Source organism: Acidimicrobiales bacterium (assembly GCA_040219085.1).
GTDB lineage: Bacteria > Actinomycetota > Acidimicrobiia > Acidimicrobiales > JAVJTC01 > JAVJTC01.
In genome coordinates, this window is the sequence record JAVJTC010000040.1 from 84839 (window position 1) to 104055 (window position 19217).

A 19217-nucleotide genomic window follows, 5' to 3' on the forward strand; every position below is an offset into this window, starting at 1 on the left:
GCGGCATGGGTAGCGTGGGACCATGACGAGCGGCGAGTGGCTGAAGGATCTGATCCGGGACATCCCGGATTTCCCCGAGCCCGGGGTCATCTACAAGGACATCACCCCGCTGCTGGGTGACGTCGACGCCCTGCGCTTCGTGGTCGATGCGATCGTCGACCGCTTCTCGGGGACCGATGTCGCCAAGGTGCTCGGCATCGAGGCCCGGGGCTTCATTCTCGCCGCGCCGATCGCCTACCGGCTCGGCACCGGGTTCGTCCCGGTACGCAAGCCGGGCAAGTTGCCCCACGACGTGGTCGACACCACCTACGAGCTCGAATACGGCACCGATGGTCTCGCCATGCACGTCGATGCGGTCGAGGCGGGCTCCAACGTGCTCATCGTCGACGACGTGCTGGCCACCGGGGGCACCGCGGCGGCCACCTGTGAGCTGGTCGACCGTGTCGGGGCGAACGTGGTCGGGTGCGCGTTCCTCGCGGAACTGGATTTTTTGGGCGGGCGGTCACGACTCCCGGGCCGTGAGCTGATGTCGCTGGTCAGGTTCCCGTAGTGGGCCTGGGCGCACGCGTACTCCCGTGGCGCCGTCACGAGGCGCCCGCCGACCAGGAGCTCGCGCCGCTCCTCGAGACGTACCGCAGCCACGGTGGGCGTGACACGACCCTCGTCGAGCTCGCGTACCAGTGGGCCCGCGACTCCCATGTCGGCCAGATCCGCAAGTCCGGCGAGCCCTACATCGAGCATCCGCTGGCGGTCGCACGCATCGTCGCGTCACTGGGTCTCGACGACATCACGGTCGCGTCCGCGCTTCTCCACGACGTCGTCGAGGACTGCTCGTGCACGATGGAGGAGCTCGTCGAGAACTTCGGGTCCGAGGTCGCCATGATCGTGGACGGGGTCACCAAGCTCGACCGCGTCCAGTTCGACTCGAAGGAGGCCCAGCAGGCCGCTTCGATGCGCAAGATGCTGGTCGCCATCGCGAAGGACCTGCGCGTCATCATCATCAAGCTCGCCGACCGTCTCCACAACATGCGCACGATTGGTGCGCTCCCCCCCGAGAAACAGGAGCGGATCGCCCGCGAGACCATCGAGGTCTACGCCCCGCTCGCGCACCGCCTCGGCATGCAGGACATGAAGGGCCAACTCGAGGATCTGGCGTTCGCGGCCCTCCATCCCAAGTGGTATGCACAGATCGAGCACATGGTCGGGCGCCGCTCACCTGAACGGGAGCTGTACCTGCACCAGGTGGTGGACACCGTCCTGGGACGCCTCGTCGAGGTCGGTATCGACGCCGAGGTGACGGGACGCCCGAAGCACCTCTGGAGCATCTACGAGAAGATGGTCGTGCGCGGGCGCGAGTTCGACGACATCTACGACCTGGTGGGCATCCGGGTCATCGTCGAGAACGTCCGGGACTGCTACGCCGCGCTCGGCTCGCTGCACGCGTCGTGGAAGCCGGTGCAGGGCCGGTTCAAGGACTACATCGCAATGCCCAAGTTCAACCTCTACCAGTCGCTGCACACGACGGTCGTCGGTCCCGGCGGCAAGTCGCTCGAGGTGCAGATCCGAACCCGGGAGATGCACGCCCGCGCCGAGCACGGTGTGGCCGCCCACTGGGAGTACAAGGACCGCGACGCGAGCGGCGATCTCGCCTGGCTCGGCCGGATGGTGGACTGGACCGCCGAGACGAGCGATCCGGCCGAGTTCATGGCCACCCTCAAGGTGGACCTCGAACAGGACGAGGTCTTCGTGTTCACGCCCAAGGGTGAGGTCATCACGCTGCCGGCGGGTTCGACCCCCGTCGACTTCGCCTATGCCGTGCACACCGAGGTCGGTCATGCCTGCGTCGGCGCGCGCGTGGGCGGAAAGCTGGTGCCGTTGTCGACGGCGTTGAGCTCAGGCGACTCCGTGGAGATCTTCACGTCGCGCTCCGAGTCCGCCGGACCCTCCCGGGACTGGCTGCGGTTCGCGGTGACGCCCAAGGCCCGCAACAGCATCCGTCGCTGGTTCACGCGCGAGCTGCGCGAGGACGCACGCTCCGCGGGACGCGACGAGGTCGTCGCCGAGTTGCGTCGCGAAGGCGTCGCTCTCGCAGATCTGCGCCGCTCGACGATCCTCGAGGACGTCGCCGAGTCGATGAACTACACCGACGTCGCATCGCTGTACACGGCGGTCGGCGAGGGACACGTCTCGGCCCGGGTCGTCGCGACACGGGTGGCGAAGGCCTTCCTGCCCGATGAGCCCGAGCCCGAGCATCTCCCGTCGACGGTCCAACGTCCCCGGGCGTCCACCGGCGACGTGTCGAAGGGAGACCGTTCCGGGGTCGGCGTCCACGTCGAGGGACTCGACGACATGTGGGTCCGCCTCTCCAAGTGCTGCACGCCCGTGCCACCCGATTCGATCATGGGCTTCGTCACCCGCGGGCGCGGCGTGTCCGTGCACCGGGCGGACTGCGCAAATGCCGTGTCTCTGGCCGCCGGTCAGGCCGACCGCCTCATCGACGTCGAGTGGGACGACATCGGCCCCGGGTCCTTCGTCACGACGATCGAGGTGAAGGCGCTCGACCGTGCACGGCTCCTGCGGGACGTGGCGACGGCCATGTCGGACCAGGAGGTCAACATCTTGGCCGCGGACACCCGCACCGGGTCCGACAGGGTGTCGGTCATGCGCTTCGACTTCGAGGTGGGCGATGCCGCACAGGTCGCCGCCATCCTGAGCCATCTGCGCTCGATCGATTCCGTGTACTCGGCCCACCGGGTGTTGCCCGGCAGCGCCTGAGCCCGGAGGGGTGCCGGAGCCGATGCGGGTGTCCACCCCCGTCCTGGCGCTTCTCGTCGCCGTCGTGGCGCTGTCGGTGGCCGGGTGCCGCGACGCCCGTCGCCTCGACGACGTGCAGGTGGACGCGGTGCGCGTCGGGTCCGATGACGTCCTGAGCGAGGCCGAGAGTCGCTTCGTCGCCCGCACCGACGGCCGCAATGCCGATATCCGCGCGGCTCTCGTCGACTTCTTCGACGCCTTCGAAGCGGGCGACGTCCCATCGATGAGCCGCGCCACGGTGTCGGTCACCGTCGCCGTCGACGATTTCGTCACCGACCTCGAAGCCCAGAGCGACCCTGCCGTCGTCGCCACCTATGCGCCCTACGAACCGGTCTGGGGTCGTGTGATCGAGGCACTCGTCGGGATGCGTACCGGTGTCGAGTTCAGCGATCTCGCCGCGATCGAGGCATCGGCGCGGCTCTACGACCGCTCAATCGGTGAGATCACGGCCCTCGATGCCGTACAGGTCGAGCGGCTCCGGCCGGTGCTCGGTGACGAGCAGTTGCGGCGTCTGCTGGAGCAACAGGGCGTGGATCCCGCCATCTTCGGGTTGACCGGCCGGCCGGCCGCCTAGGCTGACCCGCCGTGGCCGAGCGCCCCAACTTCCGCGCCCCCCGGGGCACCCGTGACATCCTCCCGCCCGAGTCGGATCGTCGACGTGCGCTCGTCGACGCGTTCGCCGATGAGGCCGCCCGGGCCGGCTACGGCGAGATCGTGTCGCCGATCTTCGAGGAGATCGGCGTCTTCCTGCGGGTCGGCGAGCAGACCGAGATCGTCACCAAGGAGATGTACGACTTCCACGACCGTGACGACCGGCACATGGCGCTGCGCCCGGAGCTGACCGCGTCGGTGGTGCGTGCCTTCGTCCAGGAGCGGCCGACGCTGCCGTGGAAGGTCTGGTACGAGGGGCCACAGTTCCGTTACGAGAAGCCCCAGGCCGGCCGGTACCGCCAGTTCAGCCAGGTCGGGATCGAGATGCTCGGGACCGATGACCCAGCCGCCGACGTCGAGGTGATCGCGCTGGCGGACCGCTTCTGGAACCGCCTCGGCCTGCGTGGTGTGCGGCTCGGCGTCAACTCCCTCGGCGATGAGCAGTCCCGGCCGCGGTACCTGGCGGCCCTGTGTGCCCACTTCGAGTCCCACGCGGCGGATCTCAGCGAGCAGTCCCGTGAGACCCTGGTCAGGAACCCCCTGAGGGTCCTGGACTCCAAGCGGCCCGAAGACGCCGGGGTGATCGCCGCCGCCCCCGTGATGGTGGACCACCTCGACGGCGAGACGGCCGAGCACTTCGCCGCGGTGACGGCCGGGCTGGACGCGTTGGGGATCGACCACGAGATCTCGCCACGCCTGGTGCGGGGCCTGGACTACTACACGCGCACGACCTTCGAGTTCGCGGCCGATTCCCTCGACGCCGCCCAGAACGCGGTGGGCGGCGGCGGCCGCTATGACCGCCTGGCCGAGGAGATGGGCGGACCTGCCACCCCCGGCATCGGTTTCGCGCTCGGCGTGGACCGCATCCTGTTGGCATGCGACGCCGAGGGTGCCTTCGCCGCGCCGCCGCCGTCGGTGACGGTCTTCGTCGTCGACGCCACGGACGGCACCGCGGCCACTGCGCTGTGCGACGAGCTGCGCCGGGCGGGAATCGGTGCCGATCGCGCCTTCGACGGGCGTTCCATGAAGGCGCAGATGAAGGTCGCGGATCGCAGCGGGGCACGCTACGCGGCCATCATCGGCGATGACGAGCTCGCCGCCGGGACCGTGACATTGCGACCGCTGCGCGCCGACGAGGACCAGGTTGCCGTTCCCCGCGGCACGATGGTCGACGAGATCCGCAAGAGACTGCTGTGAACCCGAAGAGGAACCTGTGAGCGACACCGAGATCGACGAAGAGACCTACTACGCACAGCTGGCCGCGGCCCGTGGCATGCGGTCGGACTACTGCGGTGAGCTCGGCGCGGACGACGTCGACCGCCGGGTGGCCGTGTGCGGCTGGGTGGACCGTCGCCGCGAGCACGGCGAGAAGCTCGCCTTCATCGACCTGCGGGACCACACCGGTGTGGTGCAGTGCGTGGTCGACGAGCGCCTCGACCTGCGCGCCGAGTTCGTCGTGCGGATCGAGGGCACCGTCGTGGCCCGTCCCGAGGGCATGGAGAACCCCATGCTCACAACCGGCGACATCGAGCTGCACGACTGCGAGGTCGAGATCCTCAACGTCGCCGAGCCGCCACCGTTTCCGATGCACAGTCGTCGTGAGATCGACGAGGGCATCCGGCTGCGGCACCGCTACGTGGACCTGCGCCGCCCCAAGATGCAGGACAACCTGCGGACCAGGGCGATCGTGAACTCGGCGGTGCGCACGGCCATGGAGGACCAGGGGTTCGTCGAGATCGAGACCCCGATGCTCGTGGCGTCCACGCCCGAGGGCGCCCGGGACTTCGTCGTTCCGTCGAGGCTGCACCCGGGTCGCTTCTACGCGCTGCCCCAGAGCCCCCAGCTGTTCAAGCAGCTGTGCATGGTCGGCGGCATCGACCGGTACTTCCAGATCGCCCGTTGCCTGCGTGACGAGGACCTGCGCGCCGATCGCCAGTTCGAGTTCATGCAGCTCGACGCCGAGGCGGCGTTCGTGGGTCAGGAGGACGTCATCGAGGTCATCTCCTACGCGGTGGCGTCGGCGACCGAGGCGGTGACAGGGGAGTGGCCCGAGAACTTCTCCACGATGACCTGGCACGACGCAATGGAGACCTACGGCTCCGACAAACCCGACGTGCGTTTCGGCATGACGCTCGTGGAGCTCTCGGACCTGTTCGAGGGGACCGAGGCGCGCGTGTTCCAGGTGGACTGCGTGAAGGCGATCGTCGCGTCCGGAGGTGCAGAGCTCGGCCGCAACCGCATCGACGAGCTGACCGACATGTGCAAGCGCTGGGGGGCGAAGGGGCTCGCCTGGTTCCGGGTCGGCGAGGACCTCGAACTCGACGGGGCGCTCACCAAGTTCATGTCCGAGACCGAGCTCGCCGAACTTCCCCGGCGTCTCGAGGCCGAACCCGGAGACCTCCTTCTCCTCATCGCCGACAAGCGCCGGGTGGTCAACCACGTCCTGGGTCTTCTGCGCCTCGAGCTGGGCCGGCCCCCCGTCAACGAGGGCGGTCTCAACTTCCTGTGGGTCACCGAGTTCCCCCTCTTCGAGGCGCTCGACGAGGCGGGTGACCCGATCTCCGCGCACCATCCGTTCACGATGCCGCACCCCGACGACGTCGATCTGATCGTGCGTGGCGGTGGGGAGCAGCTGCTGCGGGTGCGTTCCCAGGCCTACGACCTCGTCCTGAACGGCTGGGAGCTCGGTTCGGGCAGCGTCCGTATCCACGACTCCGACATCCAGAAGCAGGTCTTCGCCGTCCTCGGGATCAGCGAGGAGGAGGCGGAGGCGAAGTTCGGCTTCCTGCTCGACGCCTTCCGGTTCGGCGCGCCGCCCCACGCCGGCTTCGCGTTCGGCCTGGACCGTCTCTGTGCGTTGCTGCTCGGCGAGGAGAACATCCGCGAGGTCATCGCGTTCCCCAAGACCCAGTCGGGCACGGATCCGCTCACGAACGCGCCGAGCGAGATAGATCCCCGTCACGTCGAGGAGCTCGGTCTGCGTGTGCTGCCGCCGAGCACCTGACCGGCGGATCTGACGGGCCGGCCGGGACATGGGCGACGACCTGTTCTCCGCCGCGGCTGCGATGGAGCTCGCCCGGACCCAGCCGCTCGCGGCGCGTCTGCGCCCGAAGACCCTCGACGAGATCGTCGGACAGCGCCACCTCCTCGCCAAGGGTCGGCCGCTGCGCAGCCTGATCGAGGCCGATCGCCTGTCGTCGGTGATCCTGTGGGGTCCCGCGGGGACGGGCAAGACGACGATCGCGCAGGTGGTCGCGTCCTCGACGGCCAAGACGTTCGTCCAGCTCAGCGCGGTCACCGCGACCGTGAAAGACGTGCGGGGCGAGATCGCAGCTGCCGAGCAGCGCCTCGGTGAACACGGACGGGGGACCATCCTGTTCCTCGACGAGGTCCACCGCTTCAACAAGGCCCAGCAGGACACGCTGCTACCGGCCGTGGAGTCGGGCCTGCTCGTGCTCATCGGCGCGACGACGGAGAACCCGTTCTTCGAGATCAACCCGCCGCTGTTGAGCCGTTCGACGTTGTTCCGCCTCGAGCCGCTCGACGACGACTCCGTCGCCGAGCTCGTGCGACGCGGGCTGTCGGTGGAAGGCGCGGCGGCGGCTGACGACGCCATCGCACAACTCGTGGCCAGGGTCGGCGGTGACGGCCGCCATGCCCTCGTCGCCACAGAGGTGGCGGTCGCCCTCGCTCGCTCGGAGGCGGACACCGACGACGGGGCCGGCGCCGGTACCGGTGAGCCGGTCGTCACCGTGGAACACATGACGGCGGCCCTGGACACGCGCGCCTTCCGCTACGGGCGCGACGACCACTACGACACGATCTCGGCGTTCATCAAGTCCATCCGGGGTTCGGATCCCGACGCGGGGCTCTACTGGATGGTGAGGATGCTCGAGGCGGGCGAAGATGCCCGCTTCATCGCCCGCCGCCTCATCGTTCTCGCCTCTGAGGACATCGGGATGGCCGACCCCCACGCGCTGCCGCTGGCCATCGCCGCGTCGGCCGCGGTCGAGCACGTCGGGCTGCCCGAGGCGAGGATCAACCTCGCCCATGTGGTCGTCTATCTGGCGACGGCACCGAAGTCGAACCGGTCCTACGTCGCGCTCGGTCGCGCGGAGGCCGACGTGCGTGAGCGGGGCGGTGAGGTGCCCGTGCACCTGCGTGACCGCCACTACCGCGGTGCCGAGGTCCTCGGCCACGGTGAGGGGTACGACTATCCTCACGACGACGCCCGGGGCTGGGTGCCCCAGCAGTACCGTCCCCCCGAGGTGGCGGACAACGCCTACTACGAGCCGTCGCCGCACGGAGCGGAGGGGTCGTTGCACCGGACCTGGTGGTCGGTGCACCGCGCCGAAGACGACCGACACGACGACTGAATCCCCGCCCGCCCGAGACACGAGGAGAACCCGATGTCAGCAGCAGACCTCGCCATCGTGATCTTGAGTGTCGTCAGCGTCCTCACGGTGGGAGCCCTGGTGGCTGTGCTGTTCGTCGTGACGCGTGCGGTCACCGATCTGCGCCGCTCGGTCGACGAGCTCCACGACGAGGTCGTCCCACTCGTGCGTGACCTCGAGGCCAGTTCCGAGAGGGTGGTGAACGGCCTCGAGCGCGCCGACGGACTTCTGGATCGGGCGGACGAGGTCTCGGCCCGCGCCGACACGCTGTCGAGGGTGACCTACCAGGCCATCGCAGACCCCGTCATCAAGACGACTGCCGTCCTCAAGGGCGCCGGTGCGATGGGACGTCGCCTACGCGGCCGCAGGGCGCAAGCGGCTCACGACGATGTGCAGCGACGGGAGGTCGGCTGATGTTCGGCAGGACGATGGCCTTCGGCGCGGGTATCAGCGTCGGCATGGCCGGTGGTTGGTACGTCAAGCGGCAGGTGCGACGCCAGATGGAGCGGGTGGCACCCGATCAACTCGTCGACGAGGTCGGCGTACGGATCCGGCGCGCCGGTGGCGAACTGCGTGCCGCGGTGAGTGAGGGTCGCGACGTGATGCGTCGCTACGCGTCAGAGGCCCAGGCCGAACTCGAGGTCCAGCGGCGGCGCGGTTCGCTGCGGGCTGTGTCCTGACCCACAGATAGGCTCGCCTGCGATGGAGGCCCGGAAGCTCCGCGCGTCGTTCACCGACTTCTTCTCGCAGAGAGGTCACACGGTCGCGCCCTCGGCGAGCCTCATACCCCACGACCCGACTCTGTTGTTCACGGTGGCGGGCATGGTGCCGTTCAAGCCGTACTTCCTCGGCACCGAGACGCCGCCCTACCGCCGCGCGACGACGGTGCAGAAGTGCGTGCGCGCCGGTGGCAAGCACAACGACCTCGATGAGATCGGGCGCACCCGTCGCCACCTGACTTTCTTCGAGATGCTCGGGAACTTCAGCTTCGGGGACTACTTCAAGGCCGATGCCATCCCGTGGGCGTGGGAGTTCTCCACCGAGGTGCTCGGCTTCGACGTGGACCGGCTGTGGGTGACGGTGCACCTCTCCGACGACGAGGCGGCCGAGATCTGGATCGACGAGGTCGGGCTTGCCCCGCAGAGACTCCAGCGCCTCGACGAGGACAACTACTGGCGGATGGCCGACACCGGACCCAACGGCCCCTCGTCGGAGATCTTCTACGACAAGGGCCCGGCGTTCGGTCACGACGGCGGCCCAGCCGAGGGTGGACACGAGCGTTTCCTCGAGTTCTGGAACCTGGTCTTCATGCAGTTCGACGCCCGCCCCGACGGGACCCAGGAGCCGCTGCCTGCGCCGTCGATCGACACCGGCGCGGGCCTCGAGCGCATCCTCACCCTGGTCCAGGGCGTGGACTCCGTCTTCGAGATCGACGAGATGGCCCGTCTGGTGGACAAGGCGGCCGAGCTGAGCGGTACGCCGCTCGGCCGTGCCGACGAGTCCGACGTCTCCCTGCGGATCCTGGCCGAGCACGCCCGCACGATGACGTTCCTCATCGCCGACGGTGTCGTGCCGTCCAACGAGGAGCGGGGCTACGTGCTGCGACGCATCATGCGCCGGGCGATCCGCCACGCATACCTGCTCGGCGTCGAGGACCCGGTCACGCCGGCCCTCGTCGACGAGGTGATCGACGTGATGGGGTCGGACTACCCCGACATCGCGGACCGCCACGAGCTCGTACGGGGGATCGTCGAGCGCGAGGAGGTCCGGTTCCGCGAGACGCTGCGGACCGGGTCCACGCTCCTCGACGAGTCTCTCGACGCCGTCGCCGAGGGAGGGACACTTCCCGGCCAGGTCGCCTTCACCCTCCACGACACGTACGGGTTCCCCCTGGAGGTCACCGAGGAGGTGGCCCGTGAGCGAGGCCTGTCGGTCGACCGGGACGCGTTCGACACGGCCATGTCCGAACAGCGGCGTCGGGCCCGGGCCGATCACGACGCCAAGACCGCTGCAGGGGGAGACGTCTCCGATTATCAGGCCATTCTCGCCGACAACGGTGAGACGGACTTCGTCGGGCGCGCCACCGACACCGTCGCCGACGCACGCGTCCTCGCCGTGACCGCGGACGGGATCGTCTTGGACCGCACGCCCTTCTACGCCGAGTCCGGTGGCCAGGTGGGCGACACGGGGACGATCACCGACGGCGATGTCACCGTGGCTGTCACGGACTGCACCTTCGTTGTGGCGGGTCTGCACCTGCATCACACCGACGGGCCCGCTGCGGGCGTCGCCGTAGGGGACACGGTCACAGCGTCCATCGACACGGGGCGGCGCGCCGCAATCCGGCGCAATCACACCGCCACCCACATCCTGCACTGGGCCCTGCGCGAGGTACTGGGTGACCACGTCAAGCAGCAGGGCTCGGAGGTCGGGCCCCGTCGCCTCCGCTTCGACTTCTCCCACTTCGAGGCGGTGACCCCCGCCGAGATCGCCCGCATCGAGGACCTGTCGAACGACGAGATCCTCACGAACGGCCGCGTCCGCCACTTCGAGACGACGATGGAGGAGGCGACGGCACTCGGGGCGATTGCCTTCTTCGGTGACAAGTACGGCGATGTGGTGAGGGTCCTCGAGGCCGGCGGCCACTCCGTGGAGCTGTGCGGTGGCACCCATGTCGGCGCGCTCGGTGACATCGGGCCCGTCAAGATTGTCTCCGAGGGTTCCATCGGGTCCAACATCCGACGGATAGAGGCGGTGACCGGCACGGCGCCAATCGATCTGTTGCGCGCGGACGAGGCACGCATCGCCGCCGCGGCCGACCATCTCGGTGTGCCCCCCGATGACCTCGTGGCCGGTGCCCAGAAACGGGCTGCTGAACTGAAGGCCCTGCGGGACGAACTCAAGGTCCTGCGCCGCCAGGCCGCCGTCGGGCGGGCCGGAGAGCTCGCCGACGCAGCCGTGGACGGTGTCGTGGTCGCGCGGGTGGACGACATCGACCGCGACGGCCTGCGTGACCTGGCGGTCGCCGTGCGGGATCGTGAGGGTGTGCGCGCGGTGGTACTCGGCGCCGCTCCCGACGGTGGTGGGGTGGCGCTCGTGGCGGCGGTCCTCGCAGACAGCGGCCTGCACGCCAGTGACCTGTTGAGCGACGCCGCGAAGGCGGTGAAGGGCGGTGGTGGCAAGAGCCCCGAGTTGGCTGTCGCCGGTGGCAAGGACCCCGAAGCGCTCGACGAGGCGCTCGACCTGGTCCGCCGCGCCGCCGGGGTGGCGTGAGGGTCCTCGGCCTGGACCTGGGCACCGTGCGGATCGGCGTCGCCGTGAGCGACCCGATCGGCATCATCGCCTCGCCCCACTCGGTGATCCGGCGTGGCGGGGACCACGGGGTCGACCACGATGCCATCGCGGCGCTCGTCTCCGAGCTCGAGGTCGGCCGGGTGGTGGTGGGCCTGCCACTGTCGATGGACGGGTCGCTCGGCCCGGCTGCCACGGCCGCGCTCGACGAGATCGACGAGCTGGGTGACCGTCTCGCGGTACCCGTCGAGCCCTACGATGAGCGTCTGACCACGGTGTCCGCCGAGCGTTCGCTGCGTGAGGGGGGTGTCCGTGGCCGATCACGGCGTGACGTGATCGACAAGGTCGCCGCAGCCGTGATCCTGCAGTCGTGGCTCGACGGCCGACCCTCCCCGGCTCCCGACGCCTGACCCCACCATGACCGACGACACCCGACCAGGATCCGACGACTCTCCCATCGACCCGATGCTGGGTGGTCAGGGCGCGGATTCCATCGACCCGATGCTGGGGGGCCAGGGCGCGGACGACGACATGGGCGAACCGGGGGATTTGCGGTCCGATCCCCACTGGGGCGACGCGGCTCACCCGGACTCGGAGGCCGACTGGGGCGATTCGGACCACGCTGAGCCGTGGGACCTCCATGACGCCGAAGGAGGCGAGCCGTGGGATCCGGCCGCGCCGATGCCCGAGGGGCCGCCGGCCGAACAAGCCCCCGAGCAGTTCGAGATCCCGGCCTATGACCCGATGGGGGATCCCCGCCTGGCGCAGGAGGACCAGATCCTGCGCCGCAACGAGGACTGGGTACGGCTGCCCCGGCCGTGGGGTCCCCTGCGACGACTCGGTCTCGTCCTGGCGGCCCTGGTGGTGCTGTTGGGCGGCACGGCGTGGTTCGTGAACGACTGGGTCCAACGCCAGCTCGACCCGCCCGGTGACCCCGGTGAGATCGTGACGATCGAGATCCCCGACGGCGCGTCCACCAACGACATCGCCCGGATCCTCTCCAACGAGGGGGTCGTGCCGAACGCCACCGTGGCGCGGTACTACTTCCGGTACAAGAACGCCGGTCCGTTTCTCGCGGGCGAGTACGCGGTGGCCCGCAACAGCGCCGTTTGGGACGTCCGGGAGGTCCTCGAGGCCGGCCCGATCCCCCGTACCTTCGAGACCATCACCATCCCCGAGGGGCTGTGGCTGACCCAGATCACGCCGCGCCTGCTCGACCAGTTGCCGGCCTTCGACGCGGTGGAACTCGATCAGGCGCTCGAGGGCGGCCTCGTGCGGTCGCGTTTCCAACCGGCCGGCATCACGACCCTCGAGGGTCTGCTGTTCCCCGACACCTACGCGATCGACGACGAGTCCGACGCGAACGAGATCGACCTCGTGCGCCGGATGGTGCAACAGATGGACACGGTCCTGACCGATGTCGGGTACGACTCGGCGGAGGCGGTCACCGGATACACCCCGTACGAGTTGATCATCATCGCCTCGCTGATCGAGGAGGAGGCGTTCGTCCCCGAGGATCGGGCGAAGATCAGCCGCGTCATCCACAACCGGCTCGAGGCCGGGATGACGTTGGGGATCGACGCGACCGTCCTCTACGCGATCGGTGAGCAGAAGGAGGAGTTGACCGTGACCGATCTCGCGATCGACTCGCCGTACAACACGCGTCTCTACCCCGGTCTGCCACCGACGCCGATCGCCGCGCCGGGCCGAGCGGCCCTCGAGGCGGCGCTCGCGCCCGAGCCCGGCCCCTGGCTGTACTACGTCCTCGCCGACGAGGACGGCAGTCACTTCTTCACCGACGACTTCGACGAGTTCAACCGCCAGGTGGCCGAGTCGCGCGCCGCCGGGATCTTCTGATCGGACCACGGTGACGTCGGCGCCGATATCGGGACACACCCAACTGGCCGCCGTGATCGGGCATCCGGTCCGTCACTCGTTGTCGCCGGCGATCCACAACGCCGGGTTCGCGTCATGCGGGCTCGACTGGGTGTACCTGGCCTTCGACGTCGCCCCCGGCGGCGCCCCCGGGGCGCTCGACGCGATGCGCAGCCTGGGGATCGTCGGTCTGTCGGTCACGATGCCCCACAAGGACGCCGTCGCGGCGGCCGTCGACGAGACAACACCGGCCGCAGCGAACCTCGGTGCCGTCAACTGTGTGATCAACCGCGACGGCCATCTGACCGGCGACAACACCGACGGCGACGGTTTCATCGCCGGGCTGGAAGCCGACCTCGCCCTCGACGTCGCAGGCATGTCGTGCGTGATCGTCGGTGCGGGCGGGGCCGCCCGGGCGGTCATCGACGCGCTGGTACGCAACGGAGCCGCCTCTGTGGGTGTCGTCAACCGAACGCCCGACAAGGCCGAGACCGCGGCGTCTCTCGCCGGTGGGCGCGGCCGTGTGGCCGGACCCGACGAGATCGGCACGGCCGACCTCGTCGTGAACGCGACGTCGGTCGGCATGGCCGGCACGGCCGGTGAGGGCGTCACGCCGTTCGACACGTCGCTTCTGAGGAGCGGACAGGTCGTCGTCGACCTCGTCTACGAGCCCTCCGTGACGCCGCTGATGGCCGCCGCGCAGCGAGCGGGATGCCGGGTGGGGGGCGGTCTTGCAATGCTCGTCGGTCAGGCGGCGGTCGCCTTCACGGCATGGACGGGTGTGGACGCTCCCGTGTCCGACATGACCGCAGCGGCAAAGAAGGTACTCGCCGCGCGTGGCGGTCACTAGGTTGGGGCGATGCGTCATGTCGCCCTCATCGGGATGATGGGCTCGGGGAAGTCCACCGTCGGTCGACGCGTCGCGGCGCTCACCGGACGGGAGTTCGTCGATCTCGACGACGCGATCGTGGCCCGCGAGGGCACCTCGATCCCCGACATCTTCGCAACCGACGGCGAGGCGGCCTTCCGCGGGGCCGAGTTCGAGGCGCTCGTCGCTGTGTTGGCCCGGACCGACCCCGTGGTCGTCGCCACCGGCGGCGGCGTCGTCATGACGGCCGCCTGTCGCGAGCTCCTCGACCGCGGCGCCGATGTCGTCTGGCTCCGCACGAGTCCGACCTGTCTGGCCGGGCGCGTCGGCGACGGCCGCGGCCGCCCACTCCTCTCCGGCGAGGACCCCGCGACCGTGCTGAGGCGTCTCGCCGATGACCGTGAGCCGTTCTACGCAGCGACTGCGGACGTGGTCGTCGACACCGACGGGCTGACCGTCGACGCGGTGGCGGAACTCGTCGTCAGCCGGCTCGCCTCGGAGGCCACCACATGATCGTCGTCCCCGTCCCGCTGGGTGAGCGGTCCTACGAGGTCCTCGTCGGCGACGGAGCGCGCCACGAGCTCGCCCGGGTCGTTCCGGCCGGCGTGCGGCGCGTGGCGGTCGTCACCCAGGCGGGGGTCGGCGTCGACGTCGACCCCGGGGTCGAGCACCGTGTGTTCACCATCGGCGACGGCGAGACCGCCAAGTCACTCACCACTGTCGAGGACCTGTGCGGCCGCTTCGCCCGATGGGGGCTGACCCGCGCCGACGCCGTCGTGGCTGTCGGCGGCGGGCTCGTCACCGACGTGGCGGGCTTCGCCGCCGCGGTCTACCACCGCGGCATACCCGTCGTCCATGTGTCGACCACCCTGCTCGGCCAGATCGACGCAGCCATCGGAGGGAAGACCGGCGTCAACCTGGCCGAGGGCAAGAACCTCGTCGGTGCGTTCTGGCAGCCGAGTGCGGTGATATGTGACACCGGGGTCCTGGCCACGCTGCCGCCGCGCGAGTACCGCAGCGGCCTCGGCGAGCTGGCCAAGTACCACTTCCTGGGCGGCGGCCGACTCGACGACCTCTCCATCGAGGAGCGGGTGGCCGCGTGCGTCCGGATCAAGGCCGACGTGGTCGCAGGAGACGAGACCGAGTCGGGGCGGCGGGCGATCCTGAACTACGGGCACACCCTCGCGCATGCGCTCGAGATCGCGGGGCGCTTCGACCTCCGCCACGGTGAAGCCGTCGCGATCGGGCTGATCTACGCCGCGGAACTCGCCCGCAACCTCGGCCGCATCGACGACGAGGCGGTCGCGGAACACCGACGCGTCGTCGCACGCTACGAACTTCCCGACCACCTACCGGCCGGTGTCGACGGCGACGAGATCGTCGAGTTGTTCGGTCGTGACAAGAAGGCGGTCGACGGGGTCACCTTCGTCCTCGACGGCCCTGACGGCGTCGAGCCGGTCACCGGCATCGACCGCGATCTGCTGCTCGCCACCCTGGAGACCATCCGATGAGCCGTCCGACCGTCCTGTTGCTGTCCGGGCCGAATCTGCAGATGCTCGGCACCCGCGAACCGGAGGTGTACGGCACGGCGACCCTCGACGACCACGTCGCGACGGCCCGCGCCGTTGCGGATACGCACGGGCTCGAGCTGGAGCATCTCCAGTCCAACCACGAGGGTGTGCTCGTCGACGCCGTGGCGGCGGCCCGCGGCCGTTGCGCGGCGATCGTCATCAATCCGGGTGCGTTCACCCACTACAGCTGGGCCATCCACGACGCCCTCGCCGCCTTCGAAGGCCCGGTGATCGAACTGCACCTCTCGAACCCGAACGCACGCGAGCCCTGGCGTCACACCTCCGTCGTCGCCCCTGTGGCCACGGGGACCATCGTCGGTTTCGGTGGCCACGGCTACCGGCTCGCCATCGGCGCCGTCGCGGAGATCCTCGCCGGCGACGGATCGTGACCACGGGCGATCTGCCCGCGCTCGACGTCTCGGGGCGTCTCGACCGCGTCCTGGCCGACCTGGGCGACGCCGGATGTGAGGTGCTCGTCGTCAGCGGCCGTTCCAACGTGCGTTGGCTGAGCGGATTCACCGGCTCGGCGGGTGTCGCCGTCGTGAGCGCCTCGGACGCGGTCCTCGTGACAGACGCGCGCTACGGCGCCCGCGCCGACGAGGAGCTGGCGGCGTCATCGAGTCCGTTCTCGGTGGTGGTCGCCGATGGTCCCCACAGTGAGCTTCAGCGCCTGCTCGGCTCCGGGGACCGGCTCGGTCTCGAGGCCGCCCACGTGTCGTGGGAGGACCGCCGGACCTACGGGGAGTGGTTCCCCGACGTGGACATCGTCGCTGTGAGCGGGCTCGTCGAGCGCCACAGGATGATCAAGGACACCGCCGAGCTGGCCCGGATGCGGCGCGCGGCACGGATCGCCGACGCTGCCCTGGGGGAGATGCTGCCGGCACTCGTCGACGGTCCGACCGAGCGCGAGCTGGCGACGGCCCTCGCCGACGCAATGGTGCGGCACGGGGCGCACGGTGTCGCTTTCCCGACGATCGTCGCAACGGGTCCCAATGCGGCGCGGCCCCACCACACCGCCGGCGACAGGGTGATCGGTTCCGGTGAGCTCGTGATCATCGACTCGGGCGCGATGGTGGACGGCTACCGCTCCGACATGACCCGTACCGTCTGCGTGGGCGAGCCCCGCCCCGGCGACGCCGAGCTCGTCGCACTGGTCACCGCGGCCCAACAGGCCGGCGTGGACGCGGTCACCGCGGGTGTGCCCACCCGGGACGTGGACGGGGCATGCCGGGACCTCATCGCCGCCGCCGGCCGTGCAGACGCGTTCGTGCACGGTGCCGGCCACGGGGTCGGTCTCGACATCCACGAGGCACCCCGCGTGTCGCGGCGGGCCGACGAGGTGCTCGCTGTCGGGATGGTCGTGACTGTGGAACCGGGCGTCTATCTGGACGGCCTCACCGGCGTGCGGGTCGAGGACACGGTCGTGGTCACCGACAGCGGGGCCGAGCGTCTGACTCTGGCGCCGAAGACCCTCGTCGTCTGAGCGGACCCCGCCGGGCTCGACGGCCACGTTGCCGACGGAGCGATCCGCGGCGAGACTGCTGCGGCCGGTGAGCCCGATGGAGGACCCATGGCGACGACCACGACGAACGACCTGAAGAACGGCATGACGCTGGATCTCGATGACGGCCTCTTCCAGGTCGTCGAGTTCCAACACGTCAAGCCGGGCAAGGGCGGTGCCTTCGTGCGGACGACGCTGCGCAACGTCCGGACCGGATCAACGGTCGACCGGACCTTCCGGGCCGGTGAGAAGGTCGAGCGGGCCATCGTCGACAAGCGTGAGATGCAGTACCTGTACCGTGACGGCGCCGACTACGTCTTCATGGACACCCAGACCTACGACCAGATGCCGATCTCCGAGTCCACCCTCGGCGACGCGACGAACTACCTGATCGAGAACAACAACGCCGTGCTGTTGATGTACGGCGACGAGATCATCGGGACCGATCTGCCCGCTGCGGTCGTGCTGGAGATCACCGAGACCGAGCCGGGAATCCAGGGAGACCGAGTGTCGGGCGCGACGAAGCCGGCCACGGTCGAAACCGGCCTCGTCGTCAGCGTCCCGCTGTTCGTCGGGCCGGGAGAGAAGATCAAGGTCGACACCCGCTCCGGCGCCTATCTCTCACGGGCGTGAACGACGCCGGGCGCGCCGGACCGGGACGCCGGGGCTCGCGGGAGCGTGTCCTCGGACTGCTCTACGAGGCCGACATGTCCGGCGTCGATCCCGTCGAGGTTCTCGACGCGCAGACCGTCGCTCCGGACCGCTACGCCCGGGAGGCGGTGCGCGGCTTCGCGCAGGCCGCCCCGGATGTCGACGCCATCATCGAAGACGCGTCCCACGGCTGGCACCTCGAGCGCATGCCGCGTGTGGACCGGGCGCTGCTCCGCCTCGCCACCTGGGAACTCGCCCATCGCCCCGACGTGCCGACAGGCGTCATCTTGTCCGAGGCCGTCGAGTTGGCCAAGGAGTACTCCACCGAGGACTCCGGCCGTTTCGTGAACGGTGTTCTGGCGGAGATCGCCCGGCGCACCCGCCCCGACGCCCCCGCAGAGGATCCGACGCCGGCGTGATCCCACTCCCGGACCCCCCGCTCGCCGACGGGCGGGTGCGGCTGCGTCCCTGGCGCGACGCCGATGCCGGGGCGCTCGTCGCAGCGTGGTCCGACCCCGAGGTCGTCCGGTGGACGGCGGTTCCACCCGACCCGTCACCCGCCGTCGCCCGACGCTGGATCGCCGGAGATCCCCAGCGCCGTCGGGAGCACCTGTCGCTCGACCTGGTCATCTGCGAGGACGGTGCCGCCCACCGTGACGACGACGACTCCGGCGCCGCGCCGCAGGTGTGCGGAGAAGTGGGACTGGCCGGCTTCCGACCCGGCTCGCGTGTCGCGATGATCGGCTACTGGGCGGCGCCGCACCGGCGGGGCACCGGGATGACCTCTGCGGCGGTCGAACTCGTGGCGACCTGGGCGCTCGCGACACTCGACCTCGACGCGCTCGTCGCCCTGTGTGACCCCCGCAACCCGGCAGCGGTGGCGGTCGCCGCCGGCCGTGGCTTCGTGGAGGCCCGCGTCGCGGACGACGGCCGCCGCATCCTGGTGAGACGGCGGGCGGCACGGTAGCGTCGTCGCTCGACCGTGAAGTGGGTCCCGTGAGGCCCGTACGGACGAGAGGACGACGTGGCCGAACGCGAACGGCGGCTCCTCGGAGCCGCGAGCACGCCATTCGTCACCGGTGATCCGGTGATGGACCGTGGAGACGTCGACCGATCCCTCTACCGCATGGCCCACGAGATCCTCGAGCGCGACGGTACCGACGGTCTCGCCCTCGTCGGGTTGCAGACCGGCGGCGTGGACCTGGCCGAGCGGCTGGCCGCGATCATCGGGGAGGCGACCGACTCCGAGGCGCCCCCCGTGGGTGTTCTCGACGTGGCGCTGCACCGCGACGACGTCGGGTTGCGGCCTGTCGTCGCGCCGGCGCCGACCCGGATCCCCTTCGACGTCAGCGGTAGGACCGTCGTGCTCGTCGACGACGTCCTGTTCACCGGCCGCACCGTGCGTGCGGCCCTCGATGCGCTCACCGACTTCGGACGCCCACGGGTCGTGCGCCTCGCGGTGATGATCGACCGGGGACACCGTGAGCTGCCGATACGGCCCGACTTCGTCGGTCGCAACCTTCCGACGAGCCGCTCCCAGTTGGTTTCCGTGGACGCCGACGGTGTCCGCATCGGCGGGACCGCGGGCGAGGCGACGTGAT

Annotated in this window: 20 protein-coding genes; all 20 read left to right on the plus strand. The window is 69.9% G+C overall.

The window, feature by feature from the left end; all coding sequences use genetic code 11:
- Nucleotides 1-22: 22 nt before the first annotated feature.
- A complete protein-coding gene (locus RIE08_16725) occupies nucleotides 23-550 on the plus strand; it encodes an adenine phosphoribosyltransferase (protein ID MEQ8719256.1) in 528 nt (175 codons plus the stop codon).
- A complete protein-coding gene (locus RIE08_16730) occupies nucleotides 550-2775 on the plus strand; it encodes a bifunctional (p)ppGpp synthetase/guanosine-3',5'-bis(diphosphate) 3'-pyrophosphohydrolase (protein MEQ8719257.1) in 2226 nt (741 codons plus the stop codon). Before RIE08_16725 ends, RIE08_16730 begins: the two co-directional genes overlap by 1 nt.
- Before the next feature lie 28 nt (nucleotides 2776-2803).
- Entirely contained in the window at nucleotides 2804-3388 is a 585-nt protein-coding gene (locus RIE08_16735) for a hypothetical protein (GenBank protein MEQ8719258.1), read from the plus strand.
- Between the two features lie 11 nt (nucleotides 3389-3399).
- Nucleotides 3400-4662 (plus strand): histidine--tRNA ligase, encoded by a 1263-nt coding sequence (gene hisS / locus RIE08_16740; GenBank protein MEQ8719259.1) that lies wholly within the window; start codon nucleotides 3400-3402, stop codon nucleotides 4660-4662.
- 16 nt (nucleotides 4663-4678) lie between these two features.
- Nucleotides 4679-6469, plus strand: a complete 1791-nt coding sequence (gene aspS / locus RIE08_16745) for an aspartate--tRNA ligase (protein MEQ8719260.1) — start codon at nucleotides 4679-4681, stop codon at nucleotides 6467-6469.
- Nucleotides 6470-6497: 28 nt separating this feature from the next.
- Nucleotides 6498-7841, plus strand: coding sequence for a replication-associated recombination protein A (locus RIE08_16750; protein ID MEQ8719261.1), 1344 nt, complete (start codon nucleotides 6498-6500; stop codon nucleotides 7839-7841).
- Between the two features lie 33 nt (nucleotides 7842-7874).
- A complete protein-coding gene (locus RIE08_16755; protein MEQ8719262.1) occupies nucleotides 7875-8273 on the plus strand; it encodes a hypothetical protein in 399 nt (132 codons plus the stop codon).
- On the plus strand, nucleotides 8273-8539 hold the full coding sequence (locus RIE08_16760) for a hypothetical protein (protein ID MEQ8719263.1): 267 nt from the start codon (nucleotides 8273-8275) through the stop codon (nucleotides 8537-8539). The genes RIE08_16755 and RIE08_16760 overlap by 1 nt, the downstream gene beginning before the upstream one ends.
- 22 nt (nucleotides 8540-8561) lie before the next feature.
- Nucleotides 8562-11132: an alanine--tRNA ligase gene (alaS, locus tag RIE08_16765; GenBank protein MEQ8719264.1), complete on the plus strand. Its 2571-nt coding sequence runs from the start codon at nucleotides 8562-8564 to the stop codon at nucleotides 11130-11132.
- Nucleotides 11129-11560, plus strand: coding sequence for a Holliday junction resolvase RuvX (ruvX, locus tag RIE08_16770; GenBank protein MEQ8719265.1), 432 nt, complete (start codon nucleotides 11129-11131; stop codon nucleotides 11558-11560). Before alaS ends, ruvX begins: the two co-directional genes overlap by 4 nt.
- A 7-nt stretch (nucleotides 11561-11567) precedes the next feature.
- Complete coding sequence (mltG, locus tag RIE08_16775) at nucleotides 11568-13007, plus strand: endolytic transglycosylase MltG (GenBank protein ID MEQ8719266.1); 1440 nt, start codon at nucleotides 11568-11570, stop codon at nucleotides 13005-13007.
- A 10-nt stretch (nucleotides 13008-13017) separates the two neighbouring features.
- Nucleotides 13018-13875, plus strand: a complete 858-nt coding sequence (gene aroE, locus RIE08_16780) for a shikimate dehydrogenase (GenBank protein MEQ8719267.1) — start codon at nucleotides 13018-13020, stop codon at nucleotides 13873-13875.
- Between the two features lie 9 nt (nucleotides 13876-13884).
- A complete protein-coding gene (locus RIE08_16785) occupies nucleotides 13885-14406 on the plus strand; it encodes a shikimate kinase (protein MEQ8719268.1) in 522 nt (173 codons plus the stop codon).
- Nucleotides 14403-15404, plus strand: a complete 1002-nt coding sequence (locus RIE08_16790) for a 3-dehydroquinate synthase family protein (GenBank protein ID MEQ8719269.1) — start codon at nucleotides 14403-14405, stop codon at nucleotides 15402-15404. The genes RIE08_16785 and RIE08_16790 overlap by 4 nt, the downstream gene beginning before the upstream one ends.
- The gene (gene aroQ, locus RIE08_16795) at nucleotides 15401-15853 is read left to right on the plus strand and encodes a type II 3-dehydroquinate dehydratase (protein MEQ8719270.1); all 453 of its coding nucleotides are present in this window, start codon (nucleotides 15401-15403) and stop codon (nucleotides 15851-15853) included. The genes RIE08_16790 and aroQ overlap by 4 nt, the downstream gene beginning before the upstream one ends.
- Complete coding sequence (locus RIE08_16800; protein MEQ8719271.1) at nucleotides 15850-16947, plus strand: Xaa-Pro peptidase family protein; 1098 nt, start codon at nucleotides 15850-15852, stop codon at nucleotides 16945-16947. Before aroQ ends, RIE08_16800 begins: the two co-directional genes overlap by 4 nt.
- An 87-nt stretch (nucleotides 16948-17034) precedes the next feature.
- Nucleotides 17035-17598 (plus strand): elongation factor P, encoded by a 564-nt coding sequence (efp, locus tag RIE08_16805; protein ID MEQ8719272.1) that lies wholly within the window; start codon nucleotides 17035-17037, stop codon nucleotides 17596-17598.
- Nucleotides 17595-18035, plus strand: a complete 441-nt coding sequence (gene nusB, locus RIE08_16810; GenBank protein MEQ8719273.1) for a transcription antitermination factor NusB — start codon at nucleotides 17595-17597, stop codon at nucleotides 18033-18035. Before efp ends, nusB begins: the two co-directional genes overlap by 4 nt.
- Nucleotides 18032-18583 (plus strand): GNAT family N-acetyltransferase, encoded by a 552-nt coding sequence (locus RIE08_16815; protein MEQ8719274.1) that lies wholly within the window; start codon nucleotides 18032-18034, stop codon nucleotides 18581-18583. The genes nusB and RIE08_16815 overlap by 4 nt, the downstream gene beginning before the upstream one ends.
- Nucleotides 18584-18640: 57 nt before the next feature.
- Complete coding sequence (gene pyrR, locus RIE08_16820; protein MEQ8719275.1) at nucleotides 18641-19216, plus strand: bifunctional pyr operon transcriptional regulator/uracil phosphoribosyltransferase PyrR; 576 nt, start codon at nucleotides 18641-18643, stop codon at nucleotides 19214-19216.
- Nucleotide 19217 lies beyond the last annotated feature (1 nt).